The organism is Streptococcus cristatus ATCC 51100, assembly GCF_011612585.1.
In the GTDB taxonomy this organism is placed as follows: domain Bacteria; phylum Bacillota; class Bacilli; order Lactobacillales; family Streptococcaceae; genus Streptococcus; species Streptococcus cristatus_H.
This window is the reverse complement of the sequence record NZ_CP050133.1, coordinates 1,097,595-1,114,664: the sequence shown is the minus strand read 5'-3', so window position 1 is coordinate 1,114,664 and position 17,070 is coordinate 1,097,595. Positions and strand designations below refer to the sequence as shown.

17 protein-coding genes and 1 other annotated feature are annotated in these 17,070 nt (G+C 40.4%); of the genes, 15 read left to right on the top strand and 2 right to left on the bottom strand.

Annotation, left to right across the window (positions count from 1 at the left end):
- Nucleotides 1–63 precede the first annotated feature (63 nt).
- The 5 genes from HBA50_RS05495 to HBA50_RS05475 all read left to right on the top strand — a co-directional run bounded on the left by HBA50_RS05495 (nucleotide 64) and on the right by HBA50_RS05475 (nucleotide 5,097).
- Nucleotides 64–1,659, top strand: a complete 1,596-nt coding sequence (locus HBA50_RS05495) for a hypothetical protein (protein ID WP_080940853.1) — start codon at nucleotides 64–66, stop codon at nucleotides 1,657–1,659.
- Nucleotides 1,660–1,879: 220 nt separating this feature from the next.
- Complete coding sequence (locus tag HBA50_RS05490; protein ID WP_045497522.1) at nucleotides 1,880–2,485, top strand: nitroreductase family protein; 606 nt, start codon at nucleotides 1,880–1,882, stop codon at nucleotides 2,483–2,485.
- A gap of 70 nt (nucleotides 2,486–2,555) precedes the next feature.
- Complete coding sequence (gene pepV / locus HBA50_RS05485) at nucleotides 2,556–3,956, top strand: dipeptidase PepV (protein WP_045497520.1); 1,401 nt, start codon at nucleotides 2,556–2,558, stop codon at nucleotides 3,954–3,956.
- Nucleotides 3,957–4,011: 55 nt separating this feature from the next.
- A complete protein-coding gene (locus HBA50_RS05480) occupies nucleotides 4,012–4,596 on the top strand; it encodes a uracil-DNA glycosylase family protein (protein ID WP_045497516.1) in 585 nt (194 codons plus the stop codon).
- 12 nt (nucleotides 4,597–4,608) lie between these two features.
- Entirely contained in the window at nucleotides 4,609–5,097 is a 489-nt protein-coding gene (locus tag HBA50_RS05475; RefSeq protein WP_045497513.1) for a prolyl-tRNA synthetase associated domain-containing protein, read from the top strand.
- 173 nt (nucleotides 5,098–5,270) lie between these two features.
- On the opposite strand, the gene HBA50_RS05470 is transcribed toward HBA50_RS05475, so the two are convergent.
- Nucleotides 5,271–5,690 carry a DUF6556 family protein gene (locus HBA50_RS05470; protein ID WP_045497510.1) on the bottom strand — a complete coding sequence of 140 codons (420 nt, stop codon included), beginning with the start codon at nucleotides 5,688–5,690 and terminating at the stop codon, nucleotides 5,271–5,273.
- A 172-nt stretch (nucleotides 5,691–5,862) separates the two neighbouring features.
- Nucleotides 5,863–8,490: a pyruvate, phosphate dikinase gene (gene ppdK / locus HBA50_RS05465; protein ID WP_045497507.1), complete on the bottom strand. Its 2,628-nt coding sequence runs from the start codon at nucleotides 8,488–8,490 to the stop codon at nucleotides 5,863–5,865.
- Nucleotides 8,491–8,674: 184 nt separating this feature from the next.
- Here ppdK and HBA50_RS05460 point away from each other — a divergent pair, with 184 nt between their 5' ends.
- The 10 genes from HBA50_RS05460 (at nucleotide 8,675) to HBA50_RS05415 (ending at nucleotide 17,061) form a co-directional block, all read left to right on the top strand.
- A complete protein-coding gene (locus tag HBA50_RS05460; protein WP_045497504.1) occupies nucleotides 8,675–9,310 on the top strand; it encodes a CBS domain-containing protein in 636 nt (211 codons plus the stop codon).
- Nucleotides 9,311–9,315: 5 nt separating this feature from the next.
- Complete coding sequence (locus HBA50_RS05455) at nucleotides 9,316–10,146, top strand: pyruvate, water dikinase regulatory protein (RefSeq protein ID WP_045497501.1); 831 nt, start codon at nucleotides 9,316–9,318, stop codon at nucleotides 10,144–10,146.
- A 120-nt stretch (nucleotides 10,147–10,266) separates the two neighbouring features.
- Complete coding sequence (locus tag HBA50_RS05450; protein ID WP_045497498.1) at nucleotides 10,267–11,409, top strand: cysteine desulfurase family protein; 1,143 nt, start codon at nucleotides 10,267–10,269, stop codon at nucleotides 11,407–11,409.
- A gap of 3 nt (nucleotides 11,410–11,412) precedes the next feature.
- Nucleotides 11,413–12,627 carry a tRNA uracil 4-sulfurtransferase ThiI gene (gene thiI, locus HBA50_RS05445; protein ID WP_045497495.1) on the top strand — a complete coding sequence of 405 codons (1,215 nt, stop codon included), beginning with the start codon at nucleotides 11,413–11,415 and terminating at the stop codon, nucleotides 12,625–12,627.
- A gap of 75 nt (nucleotides 12,628–12,702) precedes the next feature.
- Entirely contained in the window at nucleotides 12,703–13,302 is a 600-nt protein-coding gene (locus HBA50_RS05440; protein WP_045497492.1) for a hypothetical protein, read from the top strand.
- Between the two features lie 105 nt (nucleotides 13,303–13,407).
- Nucleotides 13,408–13,495 (top strand) — a sequence feature (ribosomal protein L21 leader region).
- Nucleotides 13,496–13,530: 35 nt separating this feature from the next.
- Nucleotides 13,531–13,845: a 50S ribosomal protein L21 gene (rplU, locus tag HBA50_RS05435; RefSeq protein ID WP_005591928.1), complete on the top strand. Its 315-nt coding sequence runs from the start codon at nucleotides 13,531–13,533 to the stop codon at nucleotides 13,843–13,845.
- A gap of 15 nt (nucleotides 13,846–13,860) precedes the next feature.
- A complete protein-coding gene (locus tag HBA50_RS05430; protein ID WP_005590407.1) occupies nucleotides 13,861–14,205 on the top strand; it encodes a ribosomal-processing cysteine protease Prp in 345 nt (114 codons plus the stop codon).
- Nucleotides 14,206–14,222: 17 nt separating this feature from the next.
- On the top strand, nucleotides 14,223–14,516 hold the full coding sequence (gene rpmA / locus HBA50_RS05425; RefSeq protein WP_005590406.1) for a 50S ribosomal protein L27: 294 nt from the start codon (nucleotides 14,223–14,225) through the stop codon (nucleotides 14,514–14,516).
- A 144-nt stretch (nucleotides 14,517–14,660) separates the two neighbouring features.
- Nucleotides 14,661–16,649 carry an NACHT domain-containing protein gene (locus tag HBA50_RS05420; RefSeq protein ID WP_166492636.1) on the top strand — a complete coding sequence of 663 codons (1,989 nt, stop codon included), beginning with the start codon at nucleotides 14,661–14,663 and terminating at the stop codon, nucleotides 16,647–16,649.
- Between the two features lie 103 nt (nucleotides 16,650–16,752).
- Complete coding sequence (locus HBA50_RS05415) at nucleotides 16,753–17,061, top strand: rhodanese-like domain-containing protein (RefSeq protein ID WP_045497485.1); 309 nt, start codon at nucleotides 16,753–16,755, stop codon at nucleotides 17,059–17,061.
- The last annotated feature ends 9 nt before the right edge of the window (nucleotides 17,062–17,070 follow it).

The window sequence follows — 17,070 nt, the reverse complement described above, 5'->3', positions numbered from 1 at the left end:
ATACGACCAAGTGTGTGGTGGGGCTGTTTTTGAAAAGTAGAACAAAAAGAAAGTTGAAGACAGATGGGGCTGAATTTTGATAAGCATAAAGAACATTTGGAGAAGGATATCCGTGCAGAGCTCCAAAAAAAATTTGAATCTGGTTTTGAAATAGAAGGCATTTCTGATATTGTCTTGAGTTCATACTGCCCGACTTTTCTATTTAAAATCAATCTAGAAGATTATAAAGAAAAATTGGATATTTTAGTAGACGGCAGCGATTTACACTTGAAGTGGGGCGAAAAGCCTACATACGGGATACAATACAAGTATCGGCCAGAAACATTGGCGGAAGGACTGGGAAGAATAAAAAACTACCTAGATAAGCCAGAGCAGATTTTTCTTGAACCTCTTACTCCCGAAAATAATTATCTGAAAATACGAGCTATTGAAGCGATGATTGAGAATATTTTTGATGGGAAAACGAAAACGGATAAGTGGGAAAAACCTGTCGAAAAGGGCGAAAATTATCGAGTCATTATTACAAGCATCCTACCTAGCTACAAAGCTTCTTTTACTCTTGAGCTACTAGAACAAGATTTCATTGTAAGAGATATTGTCCCCTTAGATTTTAGTGTAGGAAGTCAAGAATCGTTGCTTGATTGTCCAGTCCAGTTAAATTCCTCTAATTTATCCTCTTTTCTGAGCAAGTGTAAGACTTATTTAGAAGAACATTTAGAAAAAGACAAATCTGGCATAAGTTTTTCTATGGATTCTATGTCTGATTTAGAGCTTATTTTAAAGGCTCCCCTTAGTCTGGATACGGTTGATACAAAGGTTTTAGAAATACAGAAGATTATAGAAGAGCTGTTTTTAGGTAAGATTGAATTTGACAAAACGACGAAGGAAATGGATGGTGACTACCTTTATAGGGCCTATTTCTTTGTAAGATCTAGATTTTATCGGATTTCTTTCACGATTACGTTGATTGGACAGCACTTTTACGTCATGGTATCTCTTCCAGATCATCCAGAACTAAGAGAGAAATGGACGTTACGCGGGTATCCCTACAAACTAACCGAGACAAATCTGAAGTTAGTCTTAAAAGAAGTGGTGGGGTATGGTCTAAAACATAAGCCGCAGATTGAAAATGAGGTGGTTCAGGAGATTCAAGCAAGTCAAGAAGTAACTGAACCTACACCCAAAATTCAGACTCAAGAGAGAGAAACTAAAGACAGTGCGAAAGAGCAGGCAGATAAACGGGCTTACTTAGGATTGAGAAAGCTCTGGAAACTGCAGGTTTTCATGTTCTTTATCTTGATGATTATAGCTTTTGGCTTAGAGATTTATATGGCTAGGTCAGGCTATAAAGCCTTCAAAATGAGGATTCGGTTTAGTTGGGTATCTATGCATAGTTTTTCGTTTTTCTTTCTTACCATGTATGGTTTTTTGACACTCTACCCCAATGGGATGAAGATAAATGAATTTTTGCAGCAGTATCCTCGTTGGAAAGGTTTCCCGACCAAAGGAGTGCCTCTTCCAAAAAAAGAGACTTTGTGGACAATATTAGTCTTGTTGCTGGTTCTACTGCTTGGAGCTATTGATTATTCTGTGCGCAAACCTGAATCAAAAGTTGAAATCCCTAAGTTAAATCAAGAACTATATAGAGGTTTTGACTAAGAAAGAAACTCAGGATGTAGTGATTTGAAAAAGAGCTTATGAGATTCAAGTAGTTAGAATGGAGAAAATGAAACTTCTACAAAGCGATAATCTTATCAAGTGGCAAGGGCAGACAGTTTTATTCGATAGAGAATGAAAAAATCCTTCGTGAAAAACCTCTGCAAGCTCTTTCAATTTGTGGTAAAATAAGAGTAACAGAAATTAGAAAAGGAAATCAATTATGAAATTTCTAGAATTAAACAAAAAACGTCATGCTACTAAGCATTTCAATGACAAACCGGTAGATCCTAGAGATGTCCGCACAGCTATTGAGATTGCGACCTTGGCACCGAGCGCTCACAATAGTCAGCCTTGGAAGTTCGTGGTGGTTCGTGAGCGAAATGAAGCTCTAGCGGGCATTGCTTTTGGCTCTAACCAAGATCAAATCAAGGAAGCTCCAGTGACAATTGCCCTCTTTACAGATACGGATTTGGCTAAGCGGGCACGAAAGATTGCGCGTGTCGCTGGAGTAAGAAATTTTTCTGATGAACAGCTTCAATTTTACATGCAGAATTTGCCAGCTGAGTTTGCTCGCTATAATGACCAGCAAAAGAGTGATTACTTGGCCCTTAACGCTGGCTTGGTAGCTATGAACCTTGTTTTAGCCTTGACTGACCAAGGGATTGGCTCCAATATCATCCTAGGCTTTGATAAATCAAAAGTCAACGAAGTTTTGGAGATTGATGAGCGCTTCCGTCCGGAACTCTTGATTACTGTTGGTTATACAGACGACAAGCTAGAGCCTAGCTATCGATTACCGGTTGACGAGATTATCGAAAAGCGTTAATAAAGTAAAAAACAGAATTCGCGATTTAATTCAGATATTTTAAATCGAAGTGTTTTATAGAGGTAAAAAAATGACAATTGATTTTAAAGCAGAAGTTGAAAAACGTAGAGAAGCTCTGTTGGCAGACTTGTTCAGCCTTTTAGAAATTAATTCAGAGCGGGATGATTCAAAGGCAGACAAGGAGCATCCTTTTGGACCTGGACCTGTAAAGGCCTTGCATAAGTTCTTGGAAATTGCTGAACGTGATGGTTACCCGACTCAAAATGTGGATAATTATGCTGGTCACTTTACTTTTGGTGAAGGAGAAGAAGAGCTGGGTATCTTTGCCCATATGGATGTGGTACCTGCTGGAAGTGGTTGGGATACAGACCCTTATACACCGACGATTAAGGAAGGCCGTCTCTATGCCCGTGGTTCTAGTGATGACAAGGGACCAACTATGGCATGTTACTATGGCTTGAAAATCATCAAAGACTTAGGCTTGCCGGTTTCTAAGCGCGTGCGCTTTGTGGTGGGGACAGATGAAGAGTCTGGCTGGAAAGACATGGAGTATTACTTTGCTCATGTAGGCCTGCCTGAGCCTGATTTCGGCTTCTCGCCAGATGCTGAGTTCCCGATTATCAATGGTGAAAAAGGAAATATCACAGAGTACTTGCATTTTGCTGGTGAAAATGCTGGTGCAGCACACCTGCATAGCTTTACTGGCGGCTTGCGGGAGAACATGGTACCTGAGTCTGGTACAGCCATTGTGTCAGGTCAATTGCCAAATCTAGTTGATAAATTGGAGCAGTTTGCTAAGGAAAATGAGCTAGACTTTACTTATGAAGAACTAGCTGGTGGCCAAGTCACTGTGACCATTATCGGTAAGTCTGCTCATGGTGCTTCTCCTCAGTCTGGTGTCAATGGTGCAACCTATTTGGCTAAATTCCTAACGCAGTTTGATTTTGCTGGTCCAGCTAAGGATTACCTAGATGTGGCTGGAAATATTCTCCTAAATGACCATGAGGGTAAGAACTTGAAGATTGCTCATGTGGATGATAAGATGGGGGCTCTATCAATGAATGCTGGCGTTTTCCGCTTTGACGAAAACAAGGCTGACAACACAATTGCCCTCAATATTCGCTATCCTAAGGGAACTAGTCCAGAAGCCATTCAGAATGTTTTAGAGCAGTTGCCAGTTACCAAAGTGACCTTGTCTGAGCATGGACATACTCCTCACTATGTACCGATGGAAGATCCGTTGGTGCAGACCTTGCTGGCTGTTTATGAAAAACAAACGGGACTGAAAGGTCATGAGCAAGTTATCGGTGGTGGTACCTTTGGACGCCTATTGAAACGTGGTGTCGCTTACGGTGCGATGTTCCCAGACTATATCGATACCATGCACCAAGCCAATGAATTTATCGATGTTGAAGATCTATTCCGTGCGGCTGCAATCTATGCTGAAGCTATCTACGAATTGATCAAATAAAATAAGAACTCATTTGGCTATGCCAGGTGAGTTTCTTTTCAAGGAAGGAGATATTATGCGGACAATAGAAGATATTACCAAGGCAATTATAGCTGACCCACAGAATAAAGCTTTCACAGAACAGGGGATCAAGCCACTCTTTGCAGCGCCTAAGAATGCTAGGATTAACATTGTCGGTCAAGCGCCGGGTCTGAAAACTCAGCAGGCAGGGCTTTACTGGAAGGACAAGAGTGGCGACCGGCTGAGAGAATGGCTGGGTGTTGATGAAGAGACTTTCTATCAGTCTGGATATTTTGCGGTTCTGCCCATGGATTTTTATTTCCCAGGGCATGGCAAGTCTGGAGATTTACCGCCTCGTAAAGGCTTTGCTGAGAAATGGCATCAGCCGATTTTAGAGCTCCTACCAGATATTGAGTTGACTATATTGATTGGTCAGTATGCACAGAAATACTATCTGCATCAAAAAGGTACAGTCAAGCTGACCGAGACGGTCCAGCATTATCAAGACTACCTGCCAGACTTTTTTCCCTTGGTACACCCATCGCCCCGCAATCAAATCTGGATGGCGAAAAATCCTTGGTTTGAGGCAGAAGTGGTGCCAGAATTGCAAGCGTTGGTACAAAAGATTATTCATCAATAAAGGAGGAAAACTATGGATGCTTATCAACAAGTAGCTAATAAGTTGCAAGAGTTGGGAATCACCTTTGATGTGGTGGAGCACCCGCCTGCATTTACCACAGAGCAAGCTGACTCCTATATCGAAGGAATCGAAGGAGTCCGGACTAAGTCTATGTTTTTGACCAATAAGAAGAAAACTCAGTATTATCTGTTGATTATGGATGATCAAAAGACTCTGGATATGGACTTGTTTAAAGACTTGGTCTCAGCCAATCGTATTCGCATGGCTTCAGCGGATTCTCTCTTTGAAAAAATGCAGCTGCCACCAGGAACGGTATCGCCTTTTGGCCTTCTGAATAATCCTGAGCGAGACATTCAGGTCTATTTTGATAAGGACATTGTATCAGAGGATATCATGACTTTCCATCCCAATACCAATGAAAAGACAATTTTTGTCGCGACCCGAGATCTTTTTAAGTTCTTGAGCCATCTAGGCTATGATTATCAAATTTTGGAACTTTAATTTTTAAAAATGCTGTGGGGCTTCTTGACCTCACAGTTTTTTTGGCTCCAAAAATTAGAGAAAGGCTAAAAATTTTTCTCAAATAGTAAGAGAAGGCTGGCAATAGAAAAAAGCCTAAGTGATATTCAGGCTTTCTTGGATAGATTGGATAAGGGGCACTCTCCCAAATGTTCCTAGTTGGATGATTGAGTGCTGGACTCTGTTGTTGTATGCTGGTCTTGGCTTGTCGAACTGCTATCAGTGGAAGTAGTTGTATGGCTCGTATTCGTTTCTGCGCTTGAAGAGCTTGAGGATGTTTCGGTCTCAGTAGCAGCAGAAGTTTCTGTTGGAGTCGAGCTAACAGATGTAGACTCTTTTTCTACCTCTTTGATGATGGTAGTAGTCGTAGTCGAGTTGCCTGTATCAGTTTTTGATTTTGAGTCATTGTTGTTCATAAGGTTCATGATGGTAAAGCAAGCAATGACGATTGATAGAAGACTGGCAATTGTAGCAATAGTCTTTTGTAGGGCAGAAAAGCCAGTTTTAATATGCTGACTAGCTGGTTTTCGATTAGAATTGCTGTTATTTTTTTCTTTGCGAGAATAGTTTTCCATGTAAAAGTCGCTCCTTTTCGTTCTTAATTTATTATACGTCTTTTATTTAGAAAAGTCTTCCAAAAATCTGAATTTTTTAAATGAAAACGCACACAAAAGAATGAAGAACAACAGCTCTAAAAGGCGGAGAGATAAGCCTCTTAGAGCTGTTTGTTTTATCAAAATGTTAGAGCTACTTTGGAGTTGTTTCAGAGTTAAGGGCAGCTTGGGCTACAGCTAGCCGAGCTGCTGGGACTCGATAAGGGGAGCAGGAGACATAAGTGACTCCTATTTCTTGTAAGAAAGGAATGGAAGTCGGATCACCTCCAACTTCGCCACAAACTCCGATGGACAGGTTTGGATCTACTTGGCGAGCTTTTTCAATGGCCAATTTCATCAATTGGCCGACACCTTCCTGGTCAAGGCTTTGGAAGGGATCCTGGGTGAGCAACTTTTTCTCTTTATAATCATTGAGGAATTTTCCGATATCGTCTCTTGAAAAACCAAAAGTCATCTGGGTTAAGTCATTGGTTCCAAAGCTGAAAAAGTCGGCTTCTTGAGCCAGCTGATCAGCAATGAAGCAGGCTCTCGGTAGTTCGATCATGGTTCCGATGTCATATGAGAATGGCGGGCATTGATACTTTTTGAAAATCCATTCGATATGCTTGATGAGCAGCTCTTTAAGATAGACAAGCTCTGATTTTGTAGCAATCAACGGAATCATAATTTCAGGACGGACTAGATTTCCTTCTTGCTGCAGTCGAATGGCGCTGCTAAAGATAGCTTCTATTTGCATCTTATAGATATCCGGCAAGGTGATTCCTAGACGACAGCCGCGATGGCCAAGCATAGGATTTGTTTCTTGCAATTGCGTGATTTTTCTTTCTAGTTGACTAGCTTTTTTATTGAGTTTTTCAGCCAGCAGGGCAATCTCTAGATGGTCTTTCGGGAGAAATTCGTGCATAGGAGGATCCAGTAGACGGACAATCATGGGCTTTTCACCAACAGTCTGGAACATTTGATAGAAGTCTTCGGCTTGGTAATCGAGTAGATGGGCAAGTGCCTCCCGTCTCTCTATCTCATTTTCGGCCAGAATTAATTTCCTCATTTGCAGGATTCTTTCCTCACCGAAAAACATATGCTCGGTTCTTGCTAGTCCAATGCCTTGTGCACCAAAGCTAATAGCGGTTTTCAAATCTTGAATCGTTTCAGCATTGGCGCGGACTGTAAGTTTAGCTACTTCATCAGCCCAAGTCAGCAAGAGCTGCAAATCCTGATCGTTCTCTACAGAGACAGTCGGGATTTGACCCAGATAAAGAAAACCAGTCCGACCATCTACGGATAGAATATCTCCTTCATTGAGCAAGATATCTCCGCACTGGATGGTCTTACTGTCTTCTTGGACCAGTAGATCTCCACATCCTACGACACAGCAGGTTCCCATCCCTCGGGCGACAACTGCCGCGTGGGAGGTCATCCCACCTTGGCTAGTGACGATTGCTTGGCTGACAATCATTCCTTCTATGTCTTCGGGAGAAGTTTCTTGGCGGACTAGCACAACTTTTTCGCCAGCTTCATGTAGTTCTTTGGCTCGCTTGGCAGTAAAGACAATTTTTCCTGTTGCAGCACCGGGACTGGCTGGCAATCCCTGCGCTAAAATTGTCGCTTGCTGGAGCTTATTTTCATCAAAGACGGGGTGAATCAGCTGATTGATATGAGCAGGGCTAATCCGACGAATGGCCTCGCACTTGTCTATCTTGCCTTCTTCTACTAATTGCAGAGCGATTTTCAAAGCAGCCTTGACTGTTCGCTTACCATTACGGGTTTGCAGGATATAGAGCTTGCCCTTTTCGATTGTAAATTCGATATCCTGCATATCTTTATAGTGATCTTCAAGGATGTGGGCATACTCTTGAAAAGCAGCATAGGCTTCTGGCATCTTTTCTTGCAGATGTTGAATGGGCTCGGGCGTGCGAATACCGGCCACGACATCCTCTCCTTGGGCATTTAAAAGAAATTCGCCAAAGAGTCCCTTTTGACCTGTTGCTGGATTTCGAGTGAAGACGACTCCAGTTCCGCTTTCTTGATCAAAGTTGCCAAAGACCATGACTTGAATATTAACGGCGGTTCCTAAATCTTCTGGAATCTGATTGAGCTTGCGATAGACTTGGGCGCGTGGGTTATTCCAAGAGCGGAAAACGGCTTTGATAGCAGCGAAGAGTTGTTCCTTAGGATTTTGAGGAAAAGTCTGATAATGCTCGCGATACAGCTGCTTGTACTGATCAACGAGAGTTTGGTGCTCTTCCAAACTAAAGTCGTTGGCAGTCTTACCAGCATTCTTTTCAAAATAGGAGAGCAACTGATCGAAGTCCTCTTTTGGAATTTGGAAAACAACATCTGCATACATCTGGATCAGCCTGCGGTAGCAGTTGTAAGCAAAAGCCATATTGGTTTTGGAAGCCAAGGTTTGGGTTCTCAGATCATTCAGTCCCAAGTTTAAAATCGTATCCATCATGCCAGGCATAGAAAACTTGGCGCCGCTGCGAACAGAGACTAGCAGTTGCTCCTCTTCATTTCCTGAGAAGCATTGGCCGGTTTTTTGCTCCAGTTCAGAAATAGCCTGCAAAACATTCTCTCTTAATGTTTCTTCAAAAAAGGAGGGCTTATTTAAAAAATGCATACAGGCTTCCGTCGTAATGGTGAATCCTGGCGGAACTGGCAAACCTAAATTGGTCATTTCAGCCAGATTGGCACCTTTACCACCCAAAAGAGCATTTTGCTCGGCTCGTCCTTCCTCAAAGGAATAAATCCATTTCGTCATATCGTACCTCCAAATAGACAAAAATGTGTCATATATATCTTGTTTATATTCTAATATACATCACATATATTTGTCAATGGAAAAGATCGTTATATTTCATTGATATAAGATAAAAATATGATATAATATGACAGAAAAAGATGAAAAATAAAGTATTCTATCTCTAAAAAGGAGACATATTGCATTGGAATTATCAGCACGCCAAAAGCAGATTGTTGACATTGTCAAGAAAGAGCAGCCAGTCAGCGGGGAAAAGATTTCAGAACTGATGGAAATTTCTAGAGCAACCTTGCGCTCGGACCTGTCCTTTTTGACGCTGGTTGGCATTTTAAAAGCGACGCCAAAGGTTGGCTATACTTATTCAGGAAATGATTTAGAAACCTTATTTTTCTTTGACACTTTTCGCAAGAAAGCGGAAGATATTATGGTTTCTCCAGTTTTGGTGTCTCAAGACACTTCCATACAGGATGCGGTGATAAGGCTCTTTATGTATGACGCGGATGTTCTTTATGTCATTGATGAAAAGAAGCTACTCTTAGGAATTGTCTCGCGCAAGGATTTGCTACGAGCGGCTTTATCCAGTAGTATCGGAACAACGCCTATTGCAGTTTGTATGACACGGATGCCTCATCTTAGAACCTGCCATAAGGATATGAATATACTAGAGGTGGCCGCTCTTTTGCAGGATTTTGCCATTGACTCCCTGCCTGTGGTAGAGAAAGATAATGAGCGCAAGATTTTAGGAACGGTGACTAAGACAGCTCTGCTGGACTATATCATTCAGGAAGCACGCCAAGCGGAAGTAAAGAGACAGGAGTAGTGACAATGAAGAAAGAAATTATTGTATATAGCATTTCGGATTCTTTAGGAGGAACCTCGCAGCGACTCTTGTCAGCTGTAAGTGCGCAGTATCCAGATTTGATATTTAATAATAGCTACCGTTTTCCTTTTATAGACAAGGAGCAAGAATTGCTGGAAATTTTGCAAGATGCTTTAAAAGATGATGCCTTGGTCATCAGTACCTTGGTAAATGGAGAATTAGCTAGACTAGCTAGAGAATTTAGCCAAAACCACAAGCTAGCCTACATTGATCTCATGCACCCTTTCTTTGAAATCATAGGAGAAAAGACTGGGATTAGCCCGATTGAGATACCAGGAACCTTGCACCGTTTGGATACGGAATATTTTAATAAAATATCAGCGATTGAGTTTGCAGTAAAGTATGATGATGGCAAATCTCCGCAGGGGTTTTTGGAGTCGGATCTAGTTCTACTAGGAGTTTCACGGACTTCAAAAACTCCTCTCAGCATTTTTCTGGCCAATAAGGGCTATAAAGTTTCCAATTTGCCTTTGATTCCAGAAGTTCCGCTTCCTCAAGTTTTAGACAAGGTGGACAAGCGTAGGATCATCGGTCTGGTCTGTGAGCCAGAAAAATTAGTCAAAATTCGTAGCAACCGCCTCAATTCGCTGGGGCTGTCCCGCTCGACCAGTTACACAGATTTGGAGAAGATTTATCAGGAATTAGACTATTCCAAAGAAGTCTTTAGAAAATATCAGACGGAGGTCATCAATATTACGGATAAATCAATTGAAGAGACAGCTTTCCTAATTGAGGATTATTTAAAAAAATTAGATATGATTGGCGAGGTGCAGTAATCGTCTTCAGGGCCGGTTCCTAAATTTATCAGGTAGGAACTGCGCCCTTTTCTTGTTCCTAGGCTCGTTTCGTGTTACAATAGGAGTATTGATTTTTACTGATAAATACAGAGGAAAAAGATGATTTATTTAGATAATTCAGCGACAACCAAGCCCTATCCAGAGGCGCTGGCTACTTATACAGAAGTGGCTTCTAAAATCTGGGGTAATCCTTCTAGCCTGCATAGTTTAGGCAGTCAGGCGACCCGTCTCTTAGAAGCCTCTCGTCGGCAAATAGCAGAGCTTTTAGGCAAGTCTTCGTCGGAGATTTTTTTTACGTCTGGAGGAACAGAAGGGGACAACTGGGTGCTTAAGGGAGTTGCTTTTGAAAAGATTCCTTTTGGCAAACACATTATCGTATCTAACATCGAGCATCCAGCGGTTAAAGAATCAGCCCTCTGGTTGCAGAGTCGGGGATTTGAAGTCGATTTTGCTCCAGTTGATAAGGCAGGCTTTGTTGATGTAGACAAGCTAGCGGAGCTGATTCGACCAGACACCACTCTGATCTCTATCATGGCTGTCAATAATGAAATCGGCAGTATTCAGCCCATTCAGAAAATATCTGAACTGCTAGCAGACAAGCCAACTATTTCCTTTCATGTGGACGCTGTACAGGCTGTTACGAAGATTCCGACAGCTGCTTATCTGACGGATCGTGTGGATTTTGCGACATTTTCCAGTCATAAATTTCACGGTCTCCGGGGAGTAGGATTTGTCTATATCAAGTCTGGCAAGAAAATCAGCCCGCTCTTGACTGGTGGTGGCCAGGAGTCGGACAAGCGGTCAACGACGGAAAATTTAGCTGGCATTGCAGCGACAGCCAAGGCTCTGCGTTTGTCCATGGAAAAGCAAGAAGTATTTGCCCAGCGGACGACTCAGATGAAGCAAATTCTCCTTGAAGAGTTGCAGAAGTATCCCGACGTGGTGGTCTTCTCAGGCTTGGAAGATTTTGCGCCTCATATCCTGACCTTTGGTATCAAGGGAGTACGAGGTGAAGTCGTCGTCCATGCGTTTGAAGACTACGAGATCTATATCTCGACGACCAGCGCATGCTCTTCCAAGGCTGGAAAGCCAGCGGGAACTCTAATCGCTATGGGGGTCGAAAAGTCTCTCGCTCAAACTGCTGTCCGTATCAGTTTGGATCTTGATAATGATATGAGCCAGATGGAGCAGTTTTTAACAACTTTTAAAATTATTTACGAAAAAACCAGAAAAGTAAGGTAAACAATGCAATATTCAGAAATTATGGTGCGCTATGGTGAGCTTTCTACCAAGGGCAAGAACCGCATGCGCTTTATCAACAAACTCAAACGTAATATTCAGGCTGTTTTGTCAGTCTATCCGCAGGTCCATGTCAAGGCTGACCGTGACCGAACTCATGTCTATTTGCATGGAACAGACTATCAGCCTGTCGCTGAGTCACTCAAGCAGATTTTTGGGATTCAGAATTTTTCACCGTCTTACAAAATCGCAAAGTCTGTACCAGCCCTAATCGAAGCTGTCCAAACCATCATGAAGGAAGTCTATCAAGAAGGTATGACCTTTAAGATTTCCAGCAAGCGCAGTGATCACAGCTTTGAATTGGATAGCCGCGAGCTGAACCAGACGCTTGGGAATGCTGTTTTTGAGGCCATTCCCAATGTTCAGGTCAAAATGAAAGCGCCGGATATTGAGCTGCGGGTCGAAATTCGTGAAGAAGCGGCCTATATCTCTTATGAGACGATTCGTGGTGCTGGGGGACTGCCGGTCGGAACTTCAGGCAAGGGCATGCTCATGCTGTCTGGTGGGATTGACTCACCGGTGGCTGGTTATCTGGCTCTCAAGCGCGGTGTGGATATAGAGGCAGTTCACTTTGCCAGTCCGCCTTACACCAGTCCAGGTGCGTTGAAAAAAGCTCAAGATCTGACGCGAAAATTGACCAAATTTGGTGGCAACATCCAGTTTATCGAAGTTCCTTTCACGGAGATTCAGGAGGAAATCAAGGCAAAGGCTCCAGAAGCCTACCTGATGACACTGACTCGTCGCTTTATGATGCGTATTACAGACCGGATTCGAGAGGAGCGGGGCGCTCAAGTCATTATCAATGGAGAAAGTCTTGGTCAGGTGGCAAGTCAAACCATTGAAAGTATGCAGGCTATCAACGCAGTGACCAATACACCGGTTATCCGTCCTGTCGTGACGATGGACAAGCTGGAAATCATTGAGATTGCAGAAAAAATTGATACCTTCCAAATCTCTATCCAGCCATTTGAAGACTGCTGTACTATTTTTGCGCCAGACCGGCCTAAAACTAATCCAAAAATCAAGAATGCTGAGAAGTACGAAACTTACCTAGATGTTGAAGGTTTAGTTGAGCGCGCTGTTGCAGGAATCATGATTACAGAAATCAGACCGCAAGCAGAGCCTGATGAAGTTGATGAGCTGATTGAGGACTTGTTGTAGGAGTTTAGAAGTAGCTTTTTTCTAAAAGAATCTGGAAATTATATCCATCTATGCTGAAGATAAAAGGGGAAATTTATGAACGAGTGGGATTATTTCTTGAGTGGGCTCATGCGAGCATTGTCTTGGAAAGATGGACAAGATAATGCTTTGCTGTTTGGAATTCCCAGTTGGACTTATTTTATTGGTCTCTTAGTTCATTTCCAGATTTTCCTAAGCTTGTATGCTCTCTTATTTTGGGGATATCATAAAGATATTAAGGAAGCTGGCTCTGTCAAGAAGGCTATGAGAAATAAATGGAATACCATACGTCAAAGCCAAAAAAGTACGGGCAGAGCTATTTTTGTCACAATAATTGGCGTTCTTCTTATGTTTTTTATCTTTCCTGCTTATGAAGGCTATCGAATGACCAATGGTATTTGGCGCTATCATTATTTTACTAATCAGATAACCGAGCTAAAATCGGCTTTAGTGACTGGTGTTGATACCGAGACCGGAGGAAGTAAGTCTACCTATTCTCGTATTACCTTTACTATTAACGTTGATGGAAAAGAGCGAGAGGTTAATGTTTCAGATAGTAATAAAAGTCTTGCCAGATCAGCAAAAAAACATTTGAAGCCTCCGAAAGCTATTGAGGTTTGTGTCAATCAAGAAGGGCAGATTGTATATTTTAAATAAATGGAAGTACAGAATGAGGATATTTAGTGGAAAATCCGTTTTCATTAAATAAAATTACTTGCAAAAGGTTAGTAGAAGTGCTATACTAAGAATGTTGACTATGCACGGCCTGTGCAACCGCTCGAACATCGTTGCCCACATAGTGAGTATAAAGTGGTTCGTCCCACGATGCTAGGCGAGTCTTCACAAAAATATGGGGAAACCCCAAAAAATCATAGGAGGTGCATAATGAGCACATACGCAATCATTAAAACTGGCGGAAAACAAGTTAAAGTTGAAGTTGGTCAAGCTATCTACGTTGAAAAATTGGATGTTGAAGCTGGTCAAGAAGTGACTTTTAACGAAGTTGTTCTTGTTGGTGGTGATAAAACTGTTGTCGGAACTCCACTTGTTTCTGGAGCTACTGTAGTTGGAACTGTTGAAAAACAAGGAAAACAAAAGAAAGTCGTTACTTTCAAGTACAAACCTAAAAAAGGTAGCCACCGCAAACAAGGTCACCGTCAACCTTACACTAAAGTTGTCATCAACGCAATCAACGCTTAATTTACAGGAGAACACATGATACAAGCAGTCTTTGAGAAAGCCGAAGATGGCGAGCTGAGGAGTGCGGAAATTACTGGACACGCCGGAAGTGGCGAATACGGCTTTGATGTCGTGTGTGCATCGGTTTCTACGCTTGCCATAAATTTCATCAATTCAATTGAAAAATTTGCAGGCTATGAACCAATCCTAGAATTAAACGAAGAAGAAGGCGGATATTTACGAGTAGAAATCCCTATGGATATTCCGCCGCATCAGAGAGAAATGACTCAGCTTTTCTTTGAATCATTTTTCTTGGGAATGGCAAACTTATCGGAGAACTCTTCTGAGTTCGTCCAAACCAGAGTTATCACAGAAAACTAACACGGAGGAAAAACACTATGTTAAAAATGAATCTTGCAAGCTTGCAACTTTTCGCCCACAAAAAAGGTGGAGGTTCAACGTCAAACGGACGTGATTCACAAGCAAAACGTCTTGGAGCTAAAGCAGCTGACGGACAAACTGTAACTGGAGGATCTATCCTTTACCGTCAACGCGGTACACACATCTACCCAGGTGTTAACGTTGGCCGCGGTGGAGACGATACATTGTTCGCAAAAGTTGAAGGTGTAGTGCGCTTTGAACGTAAAGGTCGCGATAAGAAACAAGTATCAGTTTACCCAATTGCGAAATAATTCATTATTGATAAAAATCCCTGTCTCAAGATTGGGATTTTTATTTTTGGAGAAAATGAAATCGTTTCAAAAGAAACAGTTGCTACATGCAATGTTTTTTTTTGTATAATAGAGTTGTTATAAGGATATTCTAAGGAGGGCAATATGGAATTTTTAGGTTTAGCTATTTCAGCTTTGTTAAATAATACGTTGATTCAATTAAAAGATGAATTGGTGGATTTTGGTGTAGATAATTGGGAAAAATTTGAAACTAGATTTAATAAAAGTTTTACATCTTATTTTGAGGGTTCGTTTAAGAGAGTGAAGAATATTCCATTTGTCCTAAGCGGTACAAATAATATCGATTTGTTTTCTATTTTTCAGCCCACTTATCTAAAATCAGAAATAAATGATGTGAGATGTTATACTGCTGATTTAGATAATATTTTAAAAGAATCGGATAATGCTTGGATTTATGGATATGGTGGCATTGGTAAATCAACCATGCTGAAGTACTTTTTTCTTAAGGAGATTGAAAAAGCTACGAGTAATAATAATCAAAGAATTCCCATTTATATTGAATTGAGGAAATATAATTTTGATTCGAAGAAAAGAAGGGAATTTTTAAATTTTATATATGAAGAAGCTAAAGTATTAGGGTTTGATTTAGAATTTAAGTATTTTGAATATATGGCAGAAAAAGGGCGCTTTATTTTTCTTTTGGATGCTTTTGATGAAATATCTTCAAATAATATGGAACAAGCTGCGACAGAGATAGAAGAATTAGCCACTAAATATTCTAATAATCCAATCCTTGTGACTAGCCGAAAATTACCTTTTAATCATATAAATAATGCCTCTTTATTTCATCCCTACGAAACGAATGGCTTAAGTAAAGACGAAGCGATAGCCTTAATAAGGCGTATCAGTAAATTGCCTATAGCAGAGTTAAAAGAAGAGGTGTTTGAACGATTTATCAATAGTTTGGAAGTACATTTATATGATGAATATCAATCATTTGCAGAAAATCCAATATTGCTTTTTTTGATGCTACAAATGTTTGAAAGAAATGCAAGTTTTCCGACTGAAAAAGCTACATTTATCAAAGATTCTTACCGACTGCTCTATAAAGAACATGATCATTCAAAGTTAGTTGCTCTAACTAGAGAGTTTAAAACCAACTTACCTGAGTCTACGATGATGCGAGTGATTTCTCATCTATGTTTTCTCACTTATTTTGAAAATAATGGAAAGAAATCAGAGTTTACAGAAAGTGAGATTCTTTCTTTGCTAGATAGGGTATTAAATGATGAAGGCAAATCTTCAACACGAGCTGAAGATTTGCTTGCTGATTTGATAACTTGTCTATGTATCATACATAAAGAGGGACAATCTTACTATTTTGTTCATAATATTTTCCAAGAATTTTACGCTGCCAACTATTTATATGATTTGGATAATGAAGTTCAAGAACAATTTTTTAAAGATAATTTTCTTTCTGAAAATATGAATGAACGTTTGATTTTGACTACTTTAGAATATTATGCTGAATTGGATAAAGAATTTAATAAGAAAAAGTTAAACTACAATATCTTCCTGCCAATTTTAGAAGAATTAAAACGTAGAAATGAAGGAAGAGACTTTGTTGAATTGGATACAAATTTATACAGAGTGAGCTTATCTACTAAAGGTGAGGGAGATATTAGTTTCGATGATTTGGATTCTTATTTTTTATGTTATTTAATGGATTTTTTTGCTGAAATAGATTATTTTGAAGATCAAGATAATAAAAAACTGCCTTTGCCTGTAAAATTTCCCAAGATTAAAGAAAAAAAGATATTTTTTATATTTTCCAAATATCATGATAATTTAACGGATCAAGAGTATTTTCAACTGGATGTTAAAATTTATAATGAACTCCAAAACGTAAAACTAACAAGTGAAGCAATGGAACTTATGGAAAAGTATAAGCTAGACTTGATTAATTTCTCTATTGACTATAGTACGATTTGTAAAGACGCTGCATGGTATGAAGTCTTCAAAAAAAGTAGTGCTTATGAATGTTTAAATTTCACTGAAGACTGGCTAACAAAGACAAGAACCGAAAAAGAAGCGGACAAAAGAAAAATCCCAATTTTGAATTTTAAAAAATAAATCGGCAATATCTGCTGATTTATTTAGTTTTGAAATCGTTTCCTTGACATTTTCTCTTCTTAGTGTTTTAATATACCCTATAGGGGTATAAAGGAGAAAAAATATGTTTCATTTTTTTACAAAGATAGATAGTATTTCAACGGATGAGTTGGAGAAGCGATTGAAGTCCAATATCCAACTAATTGATGTACGGACACCATCCGAATTTCGTAGAGGACATATCAAAGAGGCCCAGAATATTCCTTTGAGCCAAATTGGTCAATTTGCTCCAGCTAAAAAGGAGACGATTTACGTTATTTGCCATTCAGGCGTGCGGAGCAAGATGGCAGCGAAAAAGCTGAAGAAAAAGGGCTATGATGTTGTCAATGTCCGCGGTGGTATGAGCGCTTGGACAGGGAAAACCATTAAGTAGAAGGGGTTA